Origin of the sequence: Enterobacter pseudoroggenkampii (genome assembly GCF_026420145.1) — a bacterium.
GTDB classification, from domain to species: domain Bacteria; phylum Pseudomonadota; class Gammaproteobacteria; order Enterobacterales; family Enterobacteriaceae; genus Enterobacter; species Enterobacter pseudoroggenkampii.
Window position 1 is genome coordinate 136,571 of the sequence record NZ_JAPMLV010000001.1, and the last position, 13,948, is coordinate 150,518.

General features: G+C 53.5%; 13 protein-coding genes. 11 read left to right on the forward strand and 2 right to left on the reverse strand.

Annotated elements, in window-relative coordinates; all coding sequences use genetic code 11:
- Positions 1-99 precede the first annotated feature (99 nt).
- The 10 genes from tig to OTG14_RS00710 all read left to right on the forward strand — a co-directional run bounded on the left by tig (position 100) and on the right by OTG14_RS00710 (position 10,530).
- Positions 100-1,398, forward strand: a complete 1,299-nt coding sequence (gene tig / locus OTG14_RS00665) for a trigger factor (RefSeq protein WP_024906818.1) — start codon at positions 100-102, stop codon at positions 1,396-1,398.
- Positions 1,399-1,657: 259 nt separating this feature from the next.
- A complete protein-coding gene (gene clpP / locus OTG14_RS00670) occupies positions 1,658-2,281 on the forward strand; it encodes an ATP-dependent Clp endopeptidase proteolytic subunit ClpP (RefSeq protein ID WP_010428105.1) in 624 nt (207 codons plus the stop codon).
- Positions 2,282-2,407: 126 nt separating this feature from the next.
- The gene (gene clpX / locus OTG14_RS00675; protein WP_024906819.1) at positions 2,408-3,682 is read left to right on the forward strand and encodes an ATP-dependent protease ATP-binding subunit ClpX; all 1,275 of its coding nucleotides are present in this window, start codon (positions 2,408-2,410) and stop codon (positions 3,680-3,682) included.
- A gap of 182 nt (positions 3,683-3,864) precedes the next feature.
- Positions 3,865-6,219 (forward strand): endopeptidase La, encoded by a 2,355-nt coding sequence (gene lon, locus OTG14_RS00680; protein ID WP_023334706.1) that lies wholly within the window; start codon positions 3,865-3,867, stop codon positions 6,217-6,219.
- 210 nt (positions 6,220-6,429) lie between these two features.
- Positions 6,430-6,702, forward strand: a complete 273-nt coding sequence (gene hupB, locus OTG14_RS00685; RefSeq protein WP_002444653.1) for a nucleoid-associated protein HU-beta — start codon at positions 6,430-6,432, stop codon at positions 6,700-6,702.
- Between the two features lie 212 nt (positions 6,703-6,914).
- Positions 6,915-8,786 (forward strand): peptidylprolyl isomerase, encoded by a 1,872-nt coding sequence (ppiD, locus tag OTG14_RS00690; protein ID WP_267214444.1) that lies wholly within the window; start codon positions 6,915-6,917, stop codon positions 8,784-8,786.
- Between the two features lie 148 nt (positions 8,787-8,934).
- Positions 8,935-9,315 (forward strand): helix-hairpin-helix domain-containing protein, encoded by a 381-nt coding sequence (locus OTG14_RS00695; protein WP_248272974.1) that lies wholly within the window; start codon positions 8,935-8,937, stop codon positions 9,313-9,315.
- A 99-nt stretch (positions 9,316-9,414) separates the two neighbouring features.
- Positions 9,415-9,813: a YbgC/FadM family acyl-CoA thioesterase gene (locus OTG14_RS00700; protein WP_024906822.1), complete on the forward strand. Its 399-nt coding sequence runs from the start codon at positions 9,415-9,417 to the stop codon at positions 9,811-9,813.
- Between the two features lie 47 nt (positions 9,814-9,860).
- Positions 9,861-10,214: a type II toxin-antitoxin system RelE/ParE family toxin gene (locus tag OTG14_RS00705; RefSeq protein WP_024906823.1), complete on the forward strand. Its 354-nt coding sequence runs from the start codon at positions 9,861-9,863 to the stop codon at positions 10,212-10,214.
- The gene (locus tag OTG14_RS00710; protein WP_024906824.1) at positions 10,201-10,530 is read left to right on the forward strand and encodes an addiction module antidote protein; all 330 of its coding nucleotides are present in this window, start codon (positions 10,201-10,203) and stop codon (positions 10,528-10,530) included. The genes OTG14_RS00705 and OTG14_RS00710 overlap by 14 nt, the downstream gene beginning before the upstream one ends.
- 2 nt (positions 10,531-10,532) lie before the next feature.
- Here the strand turns inward: OTG14_RS00710 and queC are convergent, their stop codons facing one another.
- Both queC and OTG14_RS00720 read right to left on the reverse strand, forming a co-directional pair.
- A complete protein-coding gene (gene queC, locus OTG14_RS00715; RefSeq protein WP_032646166.1) occupies positions 10,533-11,228 on the reverse strand; it encodes a 7-cyano-7-deazaguanine synthase QueC in 696 nt (231 codons plus the stop codon).
- Between the two features lie 66 nt (positions 11,229-11,294).
- Entirely contained in the window at positions 11,295-12,995 is a 1,701-nt protein-coding gene (locus OTG14_RS00720; protein WP_248272973.1) for an SgrR family transcriptional regulator, read from the reverse strand.
- A gap of 101 nt (positions 12,996-13,096) precedes the next feature.
- On the opposite strand from OTG14_RS00720, the gene cof reads away from it, so the two are divergent.
- On the forward strand, positions 13,097-13,915 hold the full coding sequence (gene cof / locus OTG14_RS00725; protein ID WP_248272972.1) for an HMP-PP phosphatase: 819 nt from the start codon (positions 13,097-13,099) through the stop codon (positions 13,913-13,915).
- Positions 13,916-13,948: the final 33 nt, after the last annotated feature.

Consider the following 13,948-nt stretch of genomic DNA (forward strand, 5'->3'; position numbering starts at 1 on the left):
TCTGGCGACAGGGAATGTGAATCTGCACTAAGAGAGCATCCCGGTATAACAGACAGATTCAGAGTTGACCGAGCACTGTGATTTTTTTGAGGTAACAAGATGCAAGTTTCAGTTGAAACCACTCAAGGCCTTGGCCGCCGTGTAACGATTACTATCGCTGCTGACAGCATCGAAACTGCTGTGAAAAGCGAGCTGGTCAACGTAGCAAAAAAAGTACGTATTGACGGCTTCCGCAAGGGCAAAGTACCAATGAATGTTGTTGCTCAGCGTTATGGCGCTTCCGTGCGTCAGGATGTGCTGGGTGAACTGATGAGCCGTAACTTTATTGATGCGATCATCAAAGAAAAAATCAATCCGGCCGGCGCGCCGAACTACGTTCCAGGCGAATACAAACTGGGCGAAGACTTCACCTACTCCGTAGAGTTCGAAGTGTACCCGGAAGTTGAGCTGAAAGGTCTGGAATCTATCGAAGTTGAAAAACCAGTTGTTTCCGTGACTGACGAAGACGTTGACGGCATGCTGGATACCCTGCGTAAGCAGCAGGCGAACTGGAAAGAGAAAGAAGGCGCTGTTGACGCTGAAGACCGTGTCACCATCGACTTCACCGGTTCTGTAGACGGCGAAGAGTTCGAAGGCGGTAAAGCGTCTGACTTCGTACTGGCAATGGGCCAGGGTCGTATGATCCCAGGCTTCGAAGACGGTATCAAAGGCCACAAGGCTGGCGAAGAGTTCACTATCGACGTGACCTTCCCGGAAGAGTACCACGCTGAAAACCTGAAAGGGAAAGCAGCGAAGTTCGCTATCAACCTGAAGAAAGTTGAAGAGCGCGAACTGCCAGAACTGACTGAAGAATTCATCAAGCGTTTCGGCGTGGAAGATGGTTCCGTAGCGGGTCTGCGTACCGAAGTGCGTAAGAACATGGAACGCGAACTGAACGGCGCGGTGCGTAACCGTGTGAAATCTCAGGCGATCGAAGGTCTGGTGAAAGCCAACGACATCGACGTTCCAGCTGCCCTGATCGACAGCGAAATCGACGTTCTGCGCCGTCAGGCTGCACAGCGTTTCGGTGGCAACCAGCAGCAAGCGATGGAACTGCCACGCGAGTTGTTCGAAGAGCAAGCGAAACGCCGCGTAGTTGTTGGCCTGCTGCTGGGCGAAGTAATTCGTACCCACGAGCTGAAAGCTGACGAAGAGCGTGTGAAAGGCCTGATCGAAGAGATGGCTTCTGCATACGAAGATCCATCAGAAGTGATCGAGTTCTACGGTAAGAACAAAGAGCTGATGGACAACATGCGCAACGTTGCCCTGGAAGAGCAGGCTGTTGAAGCGGTACTGGCGAAAGCGAAAGTGTCCGAAAAAGCGACCTCTTTCAACGAACTGATGAACCAGCAGGCGTAATTTCGCCCCAACGGTTTAAAGTTTGAACAAAAACCCGTTGCCTTTTGGTGACGGGTTTTTTTTATCACACCAATAGCCCAGGAAGAGTGCTAAAACGCCCTTTCAGTGTTAGCGTAACAACAAAAGGTTGTTATGCTTGAAATAGGGCACTGTGAACCCCATAAGTACGTAATCACGATGAATGAGACTGGCTGATAATCCGTCCATAAGGTTACAATCAGTACAGCAGGTGTTTTCAATTTAGATCCAGGAGACGGAAATGTCATACAGTGGCGAACGAGATAACTTTGCACCCCATATGGCTCTGGTGCCAATGGTTATTGAACAGACCTCACGTGGTGAGCGATCTTTTGATATCTATTCCCGTCTGCTCAAGGAACGCGTTATCTTTCTGACCGGCCAGGTGGAAGACCACATGGCTAACCTGATCGTGGCGCAGATGCTGTTTCTGGAAGCGGAAAACCCGGAAAAAGACATTTACCTGTACATCAACTCCCCGGGGGGCGTGATTACAGCGGGGATGTCCATTTATGACACCATGCAATTCATCAAGCCAGATGTCAGCACTATCTGTATGGGTCAGGCTGCATCTATGGGCGCGTTCCTGTTAACAGCAGGGGCGAAAGGGAAGCGTTTCTGCTTGCCAAATTCCCGCGTGATGATTCACCAGCCGCTGGGCGGTTACCAGGGGCAGGCGACGGATATCGAAATCCACGCCCGCGAAATTCTGAAAGTAAAAGCGCGCATGAATGAACTTATGGCGCAGCATACGGGTCAACCACTCGAGCAGATCGAGCGCGATACCGAGCGCGATCGCTTCCTCTCTGCACCAGAGGCAGTTGAGTACGGCTTAGTCGACTCCGTGTTGACCCATCGTAATTGATGCCCGCGACGCGAGTGTGCCGCTATACTAAGGTAGGGCGGCACGCTGCTTATTGCAGCTTGCGTCTTAGATTGGCATTTGCGTCGTCATGTGCGGCACAAAGAACTTAAAAAGAGGTTTGGACTCATGACAGATAAACGCAAAGATGGTTCGGGCAAACTGCTGTACTGCTCTTTTTGCGGCAAAAGCCAGCATGAAGTGCGTAAACTGATTGCCGGGCCGTCCGTGTATATCTGCGACGAATGTGTCGATTTATGTAACGACATCATTCGCGAAGAGATTAAAGAAGTCGCACCGCACCGTGAGCGCAGCGCGCTGCCAACGCCGCATGAAATTCGTCATCACCTTGACGACTACGTCATCGGACAGGAGCAGGCCAAGAAAGTGCTGGCGGTAGCGGTCTATAACCACTACAAACGTCTGCGTAACGGCGACACCAGCAATGGCGTAGAACTGGGTAAAAGTAACATTCTGCTGATCGGCCCAACCGGTTCCGGTAAAACGCTGCTGGCTGAAACCCTGGCGCGTCTGCTTGATGTTCCGTTCACGATGGCGGATGCCACCACCCTGACCGAGGCCGGTTATGTGGGTGAGGATGTCGAAAACATCATCCAGAAACTGCTGCAGAAATGTGATTACGACGTACAGAAAGCCCAGCGCGGGATTGTTTACATCGATGAGATCGACAAGATCTCCCGTAAATCCGACAACCCGTCCATTACCCGTGACGTATCGGGTGAAGGCGTACAGCAGGCACTGCTGAAGCTGATCGAAGGTACGGTTGCCGCTGTTCCGCCACAGGGTGGTCGTAAACATCCTCAGCAGGAGTTCCTGCAGGTTGATACCTCCAAGATCCTGTTCATCTGTGGCGGTGCGTTTGCTGGTCTGGATAAAGTCATCTCCCACCGTGTTGAAACCGGCTCCGGCATTGGTTTTGGCGCAACGGTGAAATCGACGTCCGAAAAACCAAACGAAGGTGAACTGCTGTCTCAGGTTGAACCAGAAGATCTGATCAAATTCGGTCTGATCCCTGAATTCATCGGCCGTCTGCCGGTTGTGGCAACGCTGAATGAGCTGAGTGAAGACGCGCTGATCCAGATCCTGAAAGAGCCAAAAAATGCGCTGACCAAGCAGTATCAGGCGCTGTTCAATCTGGAAGGCGTTGACCTGGAATTCCGCGACGAAGCGCTGGATGCCATTGCCAAGAAAGCGATGATCCGTAAAACCGGTGCCCGTGGCCTGCGTTCTATCGTTGAAGCGGCACTGCTCGACACCATGTACGATCTGCCATCGATGGAAGACGTGGAGAAAGTGGTGATTGACGAGTCCGTCATCAGCGGTCAAACCAAGCCGCTGCTGATTTACGGCAAACCGGAAGCACAGCAGGCATCTGGCGAATAATTCACCAAATCATACAAGCAGTTAATCAAAAAGGGGGGATTTTATCTCCCCTTTACTTTTTCCGTATTCATAGCGTTGAATGTGTGGCAAACATCCCCATATACTGGATACATGTTAATGGTTATGTGAAGCACAGTGACATGACCAGCTTACCTGGCGGACACTAACTAAGAGAGAGCTCTATGAATCCTGAGCGTTCTGAACGCATTGAAATCCCCGTATTGCCGTTGCGCGATGTGGTGGTTTATCCGCACATGGTCATACCCTTATTTGTAGGGCGGGAAAAATCTATCCGTTGCCTCGAAGCCGCTATGGATCATGATAAAAAAATCATGCTGGTGGCGCAGAAAGAAGCATCAACGGATGAGCCGGGTGTAAACGATCTTTTCACCGTCGGGACCGTGGCCTCCATTTTGCAGATGCTGAAGCTGCCTGACGGCACCGTGAAGGTGCTGGTAGAAGGGCTGCAGCGTGCGCGTATTACCACTCTGTCAGACGACGGCGAGCACTTCTCTGCGAAGGCAGAGTACCTTGATTCGCCTGAGCTTGATGAGCGCGAGCAGGAAGTGCTGGTGCGCACCGCGATTAGCCAGTTTGAAGGCTATATCAAGCTGAACAAGAAAATCCCACCAGAAGTGCTGACGTCGCTGAACAGCATCGACGATCCTGCGCGTCTGGCGGACACCATCGCTGCCCATATGCCGCTGAAGCTGGCTGACAAACAGTCCGTGCTGGAAATGTCCGACGTTAACGAACGTCTGGAATACCTGATGGCGATGATGGAGTCCGAAATCGATCTGCTGCAGGTTGAGAAGCGCATTCGCAACCGCGTGAAAAAGCAGATGGAGAAATCCCAGCGTGAGTACTATCTGAATGAGCAAATGAAGGCCATTCAGAAAGAGCTGGGCGAGATGGATGACGCGCCGGACGAAAACGAAGCGCTGAAGCGTAAGATCGACGCGGCGAAGATGCCGAAAGAGGCGAAAGAGAAAGCCGAAGCAGAACTGCAGAAGCTGAAAATGATGTCTCCAATGTCGGCTGAAGCGACCGTTGTACGCGGCTACATTGAGTGGATGGTGCAGGTTCCGTGGAACGCCCGCAGCAAGGTCAAAAAAGACCTGCGTCAGGCGCAGGAAATCCTGGATACCGACCACTACGGCCTGGAACGCGTGAAAGACCGCATTCTTGAGTACCTCGCGGTACAGAGCCGTGTAAACAAAATCAAAGGCCCAATTCTGTGCCTGGTAGGGCCGCCGGGGGTGGGTAAAACCTCTCTGGGTCAGTCCATCGCCAAAGCGACCGGACGTAAGTATATCCGTATGGCGCTGGGTGGCGTACGCGATGAGGCGGAAATCCGCGGTCACCGCCGTACCTACATCGGTTCTATGCCGGGTAAACTGATCCAGAAGATGGCGAAAGTGGGGGTTAAAAACCCGCTGTTCCTGCTCGATGAGATCGATAAGATGTCGTCGGACATGCGTGGCGACCCTGCGTCTGCACTGCTGGAAGTGCTTGATCCAGAACAGAACGTGGCGTTCAGCGATCACTACCTGGAAGTGGACTACGACCTGAGCGATGTGATGTTCGTGGCGACCTCCAACTCCATGAACATTCCGGCCCCGCTGCTGGACCGTATGGAAGTGATCCGTCTCTCCGGTTATACCGAAGATGAGAAGCTGAACATTGCTAAGCAGCACCTGCTGCCGAAACAGATCGAGCGTAACGCGCTGAAAGCCAACGAGCTGACCGTCGAGGACAGCGCGATTATCGGCATCATTCGCTACTACACCCGTGAAGCGGGCGTGCGTAGCCTTGAGCGTGAAATCTCTAAACTGTGTCGTAAAGCGGTGAAACAGCTGCTGCTGGATAAGAGCCTGAAACACATTGTGATTAACGGCGACAATCTGCATGCGTACCTGGGCGTCCAGCGCTTCGACTACGGTCGCGCGGACAACGAAAACCGCGTTGGTCAGGTGACTGGCCTGGCATGGACGGAAGTGGGTGGCGATCTGCTGACCATCGAAACCGCCTGTGTGCCAGGTAAAGGTAAACTGACCTACACCGGCTCGCTGGGTGAAGTGATGCAGGAGTCCATCCAGGCGGCGTTGACCGTGGTTCGTGCGCGTGCAGAGAAACTGGGTATCAACCCTGATTTCTACGAAAAACGCGACATCCACGTGCACGTACCTGAAGGGGCGACGCCGAAAGATGGTCCAAGCGCGGGTATTGCCATGTGTACCGCTCTGGTTTCCTGTTTGACAGGGAACCCGGTGCGTGCTGATGTGGCAATGACCGGTGAAATCACGCTGCGTGGTCAGGTTCTGCCGATTGGTGGTTTAAAAGAAAAACTGCTGGCGGCGCACCGCGGTGGGATCAAAACCGTATTGATCCCTTACGAAAATAAACGCGATCTGGAAGAGATTCCGGACAACGTGATTGCCGATCTGCAGATTCATCCTGTTAAGCGAATTGAGGAAGTTCTCAGTCTCGCACTGCAGAATGAACCCTCCGGAATGCAGGTTGTAACCGCAAAATAGTGACCTCGCGCAAAGAGCGTCAATAAAAACAAGGCTGGTAAGTCATTTCGCACTTGCCAGCCTTTTTTTGTATAGCTAATTTAGATTGCTGATTAGGTCAGCCATCAACAACGGGTGTTGTAAGGTCATGGCAGGCCTGATATAACTGCTGCGCGGTCGCGTTGTGAAGGATTCAGGCGCGATATAAATTATAAAGAGAGGAAGAGAACAGTGAATAAATCTCAACTGATTGACAAAATTGCTGCTGGTGCTGATATTTCTAAAGCTGCAGCTGGACGTGCCTTAGATGCATTAATTGCTTCTGTTACTGAATCTCTGCAGGCTGGGGACGACGTTGCACTGGTAGGCTTCGGTACTTTTGCTGTTAAAGAGCGTGCTGCCCGTACTGGCCGCAACCCTCAGACCGGTAAAGAGATCACCATTGCTGCTGCTAAAGTGCCGGGTTTCCGTGCAGGTAAAGCGCTGAAAGACGCAGTAAACTGATTGCTTTCCCGTTTCAGGGAAGCCGGAAAGTACAAGGGCGCATCATTTGATGTGCCTTTTTTGTTTGTCCAGACCTGATTTGTGCGAGTTTATGCGAGTTGTGGGCTGACAATCGCCCCGTTTTCTTGTCACAATACACCTTCACGCGCGACGGGCAGGATTTTCCGTCAGCGTCAGGTAACCAGTCACCTACAGCGGAGTGTTGTTACACCATGATGGACAGCTTACGCACGGCTGCTAACAGTCTCGTGCTCAAGATTATTTTCGGTATCATTATCGTGTCGTTCATATTGACCGGCGTGAGCAGTTACCTTATTGGCGGTGGCGCAAACTATGCCGCAAAAGTGAATGGCCAGGAGATCAGCCGTGGTCAGTTCGAGAATGCTTTTGCCGGTGAACGTAACCGTATGCAGCAACAGCTGGGCGACCAATTCTCTGAACTGGCGGCGAACGAAGGGTACATGAAGACCCTGCGCCAACAGACACTGAACCGTCTTATCGACGAAGCGCTTCTGGATCAGTATGCCAAAAAACTGGGCCTTGGCATCAGCGATGAGCAGGTGAAAAAAGCCATCTTCTCCACCCAGGCTTTCCAGTCTAACGGTAAATTCGACAACGCGCGTTATAACAGCATCGTCAACCAGATGGGCATGACGGCAGATCAGTACGCGCAGGCTCTGCGTAATCAGCTGACCACCCAGCAGCTCATCAATGCCGTTGTGGGCACCGATTTCATGCTCAAAGGTGAAACGGAAGAACTGGCCGCGCTGGTGGCGCAGCAGCGCGTTGTACGCGAAGCGACTATTGATGTGAACGCCCTGGCGGCGAAACAGCAGGTGAGCGACGCTGACGTTAACGCTTACTACGAGCAGAACAAGAATTCCTTTGTTTCTCCAGAGCAGTTCCGTGTGAGCTACATCAAGCTGGATGCTGCCGCGCTGCAGGAAACCGCGTCTGATGCGGAAATCCAGTCTTACTACGACCAGCATCAGGATCAGTTCACTCAGCCGCAGCGTAACCGCTACAGCGTGATTCAGACGAAGACCGAGGCTGATGCCAAAGCGGTACTGGAAGAGCTGAATAAAGGCGCTGATTTCGCGACCGTTGCGAAAGCGAAATCCACCGACATTATCTCTGCGAAAAACGGCGGTGATATGGGATGGCTGGAAGACGCGACCACACCGGATGAGCTGAAAAATGCCGGTCTGAAAGATAAAGGTCAACTTTCTGGCGTCATTAAGTCTTCCGTTGGTTTCCTGGTCGTGCGTCTGGACGACATCACCGCGGCGAAAACCAAGCCTCTGGCTGAGGTTCGCGACGATATCGCGGCGAAAGTGAAACAGGAAAAAGCGCTGGATGCCTACTACGCGCTGCAGCAGAAGGTGAGCGATGCTGCCAGCAACGACAACGAATCTCTGGCGGGTGCTGAGCAGGCGGCGGGTGTGAAGGCGGTTGAGACGGGCTGGTTTGGTCGTGACAACCTGCCGGAAGAGCTGAACTTTAAACCGGTTTCCGATGCCATCTTCAATGGTGGTCTGGTGGGTGAGAACGGCACGCCGGGCAGTAACTCTGACATCATTACCGTCGACGGCGATCGTGCGTTTGTGTTGCGCGTCAGCGAGCACAAGCCAGAAGCGGTCAAACCGCTGGCGGACGTGAAGGATCAGGTCGTTGCCCAGGTTAAGCACAACAAAGCGGAACAGCAGGCGAAACTGGATGCTGAAAAGATTCTGTCTGATTTGAAAGCGGGTAAAGAAGACGCGCTGAAAGCGGCTGGCCTGAGCTTCGGTGAAGCGAAAACGCTGAGCCGTACCGGCCAGGACCCAATCAGCCAGGCCGCGTTTGGTCTGACTCTGCCTGCGAAGGACAAGCCAAGCTTCGGTACCACCACCGATGCGCAGGGTAACGTCGTTCTGCTGGCGCTGGATGAAGTGAAAGCCGGCACCCTGCCAGACGCGCAGAAGAAAGCGATGGTTCAGGGGATTACCCAGAACAATGCTCAGATTGCCTTCGAAGCCATGATGAGCAACCTGCGTAAAGAAGCCAAAATCAAGCTGGGTGATGTGATGACTCAGCAGCAGTAATTACGTGTCTGCTCGCAGATTTTCGTAACGCTCTGCAATAACTAAAGGCCGCTTTCGCGGCCTTTTCCATTTCTGCAATCTGCTGTTTGTGCCGGGTTTATCTGGCGGCTATTGTGACGTGGCTGTCAACAAACAAGGAGATAACAGCATGAAACGTGGAATCAAAGCACTGTTAATTACGCTGGCTATTGCCACCACCGGGATGAGCGCGGGCGCGCTGGCGGCGACGCCCGCCGCCAAACCACAGGCTACGCAGAGCAAGTCCGACGCAGCCGCGCCGGTGCAAGGGCAAACTAAAGCGACTGACGCCGGTAAAAATGCGGATTATGACGGTACGCGGGTGAGTATCAATTCGGCCTCGGCGGAAGATCTGGCCCGCGTGATGAATGGCGTCGGCCTGAAAAAAGCGCAGGCCATCGTCAGCTACCGCGAAGAGTATGGTCCTTTCAAAACGGTCGACGATCTCAAACAGGTTCCAGGTATGGGGGGCGCACTGGTTGAGCGCAACCTCTCACACCTGACGCTGTAATTACGCAATTTCTTGCACTGCGGCAAAATTTTGCCAGGATAAAGAGGTCATACCAGTTATGACCTCTCATCCTACAATAACAGTAAAGGCAATTGCGCTATGCAGACAAAAATCAAAGTACGCGGTTTTCATCTCGACGTTTACCAGCATGTGAACAACGCTCGCTATCTTGAGTTTCTTGAAGAAGCGCGCTGGGACGGGCTGGAAAATAGCGAAAGTTTTCAGTGGCTGACCGCGCACAACATCGCGTTTGTGGTCGTCAATATCAATATCAACTACCGGCGTCCGGCCGTGCTGGGCGATGTGCTCACGGTGACCAGCCAGGTGCAGCAGATCAACGGCAAAAGCGGGGTGCTAAGCCAGGTGGTGACGCTCGATCCTGAAGGGCAGGTGGTGGCTGATGCGCTGATTACTTTTGTCTGTATCGATCTGAAAACGCAGAAAGCGCTGCCGCTGGAAGGGGAACTGCGGGAAAAGCTGGAGTTGATGATCGCGTAGGAATTTGTCTTTTATAAAAGACAAAAGGGTTTTTCAGGGATAGAATAATGGACAGGGACTACGTTGTTGAACGTTACCGGACCCGTGACGGAAAAGTGCCGTTTGAAGAGTGGGTAGCCAGAATGAATCGAAAGGATCCGGATATGGTTTTCCGGATCCTTATGCGGATTAACCGTGCGATAAAACGTAATTTTGGCGATTACAGGTATCTCAGGGAAGGTGTTTGGGAGATGCGAGTCGACAGTGGCCCCGGCTACAGAATCTATTTTTCAGTAGAGAATCGGCAGGTTTTATTGTTACTGATCGGTGGTGACAAAAAGAGCCAAAAAGCAGATATCCAACTGGCAGTAGATTACTGGAAAGATCATCAAACAAAAGGACATTCCAATGAGTGCCGCTGAACGAAAATATTCGAGCTCCGTTAACCACCATGATGCTGTTGTGAAAATGCTGCGAGAGAATCCTTCCTACGCTCAGCGTTATCTGCAAACGGCCCTGGAAGAGATCTATGAAGACCAGGGGATCCCTGCTTATCTCATTGCACTCCGTCAGGTCATCGAAGCGCGAGGCGGTATCGGAGAAATTTCTACCAAAGCAGGTCTGTCCCGCCAGCAGCTATACCGAACCTTATCAGACAACGGCAACCCAACGCTGACAACGCTGATGAAAGTCACCCGTGCTGCCGGTGTGAAACTGTTCGACAGCACGGTCAAATAGCCCTATTTAAGCCCGGTCTTTTTCTGCATCGCGGCCATCACGCCGACTTTATCGGCAAGATAGTGGTTCAGCCCGTTAGCGCGAAGATTACAGGCCGCGCACTGGCCGCAACCGTCGCCTTTGATACCGTTATAGCAGGTAAGCGTTTCGCTGCGAACAAGGTCCAGCTTGCCCCAGTAGTCCGCCAGCGCCCAAGTTTCTGCTTTATCCAGCCACATGAGCGGGGTTTCAAAGCGCGTCTCTTTCGCCATCCCCAGATTGACGGCGTGGTTTAACGCTTTCACGAACTCATCACGACAGTCCGGGTAGCCGGAGAAGTCGGTCTCGCACACGCCCGTGATCACCGCTTCGGCTTTTACCTGGTAGGCGTAGATCGCCGTCAGGGTCAGGAAGAGGATATTACGACCCGGAACGAAGGTATTCGGAATGCCGCTGGCATCGGGTTCGTAGTCCGGGACGGGAATACTGTCCCGGGTGAGGCTGCTTACGGCCAGTTCATTTAACAGCGTAACGTCCAGCACCTTGTGCGCGCGTGCGCCCAGTTTCAGGGCAAGTTCACGGGCAACGTCGATTTCAGCGCGATGACGCTGACCATAATCGAAAGTCACACAGTGAACTTCATCGTACTGATGAAGAGCCTGAACCAGGCAGGTAGTAGAGTCTTGTCCTCCGCTGAATACGACGACGGCACGTTTCATAAATCATCTCGACTGTTACGGTAAAAACGTTATGTTACCGTCAGACCACGACGGCGACCAGCTTCTTCACGATTTAGGGGCGGGCAGCCAGGCTTCGGTAAAATCAAACCAGCCGCGGGTATTGAGGCGTATGCCGTTAACTCCCGGCGGGGCGCTGATCTGGTATTGATAATTGAACAGTGGGGTGATCACCGCCTTTTCCATGAGCCGGGAGAAAATGGCCCTGAGCCCGGCATGTCTGGCCTGCTCGTCGGCCTGGGTCTGTACCGCATCCAGGGTGGCCTGCAGATGAGCATATTGCGGTGCGCTAAGCACATGTGGCCATAGGGCATCACAGCGCAGCCACTGTTCAAGCGTATATTCCGGCGCTTCGCCAATCAGCCTGTCACCCATCATGAGGTCCGCGTCCGCCAGTTGCTGGCATCCGTCCCAGGTTTTTGCGTCGTGAAAGATAACCGTTAGCTCGCAGCCCTGCTGCGCAAGATACTGTTTTAGCTGACGCGCCATCGTGTGTAACTCAACCGGTAAATGGTAAATCAGGGTTAACTTAGTCGGCAGAGAGACATGAGTTAAATCCGACCACTGAGGGATTGCCCATCCTGGCAGTAACTCCTCTGTTGGGGTAATCAGCCCTTCGTTGAGCGGAAGCGTGTGCAGAAGCGATGAGAGATGAATGATGTTAATGAGCCGTCGTGCCTGCATTTCACTCAGACGCGGGCTTTGCTTCAGGGTGAGATAACAAAAGCCCAGACTGGTGCTGTTCGTCACCAGGCGCAGACTCTCCAGCTCATCCGGCTCGCCAATGGCGATCTGCACCGGATGGCGACAGCTGGTACCCAGCCCATAGTCAAACAGCGACGGTGTGATCCAGTATTCGATAGCCTCAAGCAGCGGGTGGCTGAGATGGTACTGGTCGTGGCTTTCCAGACGAACCAGATCCGGCTCATACACGCTGAGTCTGAAGGGGCCGCAGCCCGTCAGGGGCTGTTCGGGATGTGCAAGCCGGCTACAGTAGGTGGCGAGGCGGTGTGCCAGCCAGTAATCCGGCTGGTGCAGTGTGAACGTCAGACACTGGGGATGGGTGACGTCAATGCGCAGGACGCTCTGGAACAGTTTACGCAGGGCGGGTAAGGCAAAAAGCGCATTCAGGCTTTGCTGAAGCTGTCCGGTTTCGACCTTATCGCCGTTATGCCAGTGCAGAGTGGAACGAATATAGAAATGCCAGCGCAAACCGTCCGTAGACACCTCCCAGTGATGAGCGAGATCGCCCGTGGGTTCACTGCTGTTGCCGTGAAATCGCGTCAGTCCGGAGAATACCTGTCCCGCAAGATGCTGCTCCGCCCGACCGGGTAAAAAACCCGGCTGAAGCGGATCCAGTGAGCGGTAATAGGGGATGCGCAGCGTCGGCGTGTCGTTTTGCCACTGCCCGCCTAAAAACGGATGCAGCAACGATCGTAATTCTGCGGGGGCAAGCTGGGCCAGTTCCAGCGCGTTATGCTGCTGCCCGCTCTTCAGCGCCTCCTCCATCATCGCATTGCGCAGTGACTCCGGCGTGACATGGAACGTAAGCTCACCCCGCTTACCGCGGCCAGACTGCGCTCGCCAGCTCAGCCAGCCCGCCTCCTGGGCCTGACGCAGCAGCGTTCGGACATGCCGCTCGCTACAAAAACAGCGGGCGGCCAGCTCGCTGATGGTGACCTGTTGCGTTGCACCCAGGGAAGGCTGCCACAGGCGGTGATACTGGTTGAGTCGATTGAGCTGGCGCATAAGAAACCCGGAACAATAATTATCATCTATTCACTATTACTTCCGTATATCTCACACGATACTGATGCACAAGTTAACCGCATCACATTTCGGGAGTAATCATGGCTCGGCTCGCTGCATTTGATATGGACGGTACGCTGTTAATGCCGGATCACCGTTTAGGGGAAAAAACCCTGAACACGCTGAAGCGCCTGCACGAGCGTAATGTCACCCTGACGTTTGCCACCGGGCGTCATGTGCTGGAAATGCGCCACCTGCTGGGGGCGTTTTCCCTCGACGCCTTTCTGATCACCGGCAACGGGACGCGAATTCACTCCGTAGAAGGCGACGTGCTGCACCGACAGGATCTCAACCCGGAAGTGGCGGACATCGTGCTGCACAGCACCTGGGACACGCAGGCCAGCATCCACGTCTTTAACGATCGGGGCTGGTTTACCGGAAGCGACATCCCGGAATTATTGCACGCGCATGTTTACAGCGGCTTTAAATACCAGCTTATCGATCTGCGTCGGATCCCCGCCCATGCGGTAACTAAGATCTGCTTCTGCGGCGATCACGACGATCTGTGCCGCTTACGGATTCAACTGAATGAGGCGCTGGGCGACCGGGCGCACCTGACCTTCTCGGCGGTGGATTGCCTGGAAGTGCTGCCGGTGGGCTGTAACAAAGGTTCCGCTCTGGCGGTTCTGAGCGACCACCTGGGCTTAACGCTGCAGGAGTGTATGGCGTTTGGTGACGCCATGAACGACCGCGAAATGCTGGGCAGCGTAGGTCGCGGTCTGATCATGGGGAATGCGATGGAGCAGCTGAAAGCAGAACTTCCTCATCTGCCGGTTATTGGTCACTGCCGTAATGAAGCGGTGTCCCATTTTTTGACGCATTGGCTGGACAACAACAACCTCCCATATTCCCCCGAATAGTGAGACCCTTCCAGCAAGCCAGACTTCGGTCTG

What these genes read in the sequence shown, in the direction of transcription:
- tig (WP_024906818.1), top strand. Translation starts at nt 100, where the DNA reads ATGCAAGTTTCAGTTGAAACCACTCAAGGCCTTGGCCGCCGTGTAACG.
- clpP (WP_010428105.1), top strand. Translation starts at nt 1,658, where the DNA reads ATGTCATACAGTGGCGAACGAGATAACTTTGCACCCCATATGGCTCTG.
- clpX (WP_024906819.1), top strand. Translation starts at nt 2,408, where the DNA reads ATGACAGATAAACGCAAAGATGGTTCGGGCAAACTGCTGTACTGCTCT.
- lon (WP_023334706.1), top strand. Translation starts at nt 3,865, where the DNA reads ATGAATCCTGAGCGTTCTGAACGCATTGAAATCCCCGTATTGCCGTTG.
- ppiD (WP_267214444.1), top strand. Translation starts at nt 6,915, where the DNA reads ATGATGGACAGCTTACGCACGGCTGCTAACAGTCTCGTGCTCAAGATT.
- OTG14_RS00695 (WP_248272974.1), top strand. Translation starts at nt 8,935, where the DNA reads ATGAAACGTGGAATCAAAGCACTGTTAATTACGCTGGCTATTGCCACC.
- OTG14_RS00700 (WP_024906822.1), top strand. Translation starts at nt 9,415, where the DNA reads ATGCAGACAAAAATCAAAGTACGCGGTTTTCATCTCGACGTTTACCAG.
- OTG14_RS00705 (WP_024906823.1), top strand. Translation starts at nt 9,861, where the DNA reads ATGGACAGGGACTACGTTGTTGAACGTTACCGGACCCGTGACGGAAAA.
- OTG14_RS00710 (WP_024906824.1), top strand. Translation starts at nt 10,201, where the DNA reads ATGAGTGCCGCTGAACGAAAATATTCGAGCTCCGTTAACCACCATGAT.
- queC (WP_032646166.1), bottom strand. Translation starts at nt 11,228, where the DNA reads ATGAAACGTGCCGTCGTCGTATTCAGCGGAGGACAAGACTCTACTACC.
- OTG14_RS00720 (WP_248272973.1), bottom strand. Translation starts at nt 12,995, where the DNA reads ATGCGCCAGCTCAATCGACTCAACCAGTATCACCGCCTGTGGCAGCCT.
- cof (WP_248272972.1), top strand. Translation starts at nt 13,097, where the DNA reads ATGGCTCGGCTCGCTGCATTTGATATGGACGGTACGCTGTTAATGCCG.